The sequence below is a fragment of the Acetonema longum DSM 6540 genome, assembly GCF_000219125.1.
GTDB classification, from domain to species: Bacteria; Bacillota; Negativicutes; order Sporomusales; family Acetonemataceae; genus Acetonema; species Acetonema longum.
On sequence record NZ_AFGF01000140.1, the window covers coordinates 1 to 410 of the forward strand.

1 protein-coding gene is annotated in these 410 nt (G+C 57.8%); it reads left to right on the top strand.

Annotated elements, in window-relative coordinates; genetic code table 11:
- On the top strand, window positions 1-410 hold a 410-nt coding region (locus tag ALO_RS14195; RefSeq protein ID WP_004096976.1), incomplete at both ends, for a hypothetical protein.

Consider the following 410-nt stretch of genomic DNA (forward strand, 5'->3'; position numbering starts at 1 on the left):
AACGCCCTTCTCATCAGCACCGGCGACCTCACCCTTCAGGCCGACATCCGCCTTTTAAACCAGGATTCCGCCCTGGCCGGAAGCGGCGTCATGACCGTGACTGCCGGCCAATTCGCCAACCAAAATCAAGCCCTCCTAAGCGCCGGCAAGGCTCTGAATCTTACGATTGACCAGGGGATCCTCAACGAAGACTCCACCGTAGAAAGCAACGGCCCCATGACGATCCGCAGTCAGGTCTTTACCAACGACCAAGGCTACTGGGGAAGCGGCGGCGCCTTAGACCTGAAAGTAACAAACACTATGATCAACCAAAACGCCTTACTGGCCGCCAACGGCACAGCATTGATCCAAGCCGGCGACATCCATAACCTGGACAACGCCCTCCTCTACAGCACCGGCGACCTCACCCT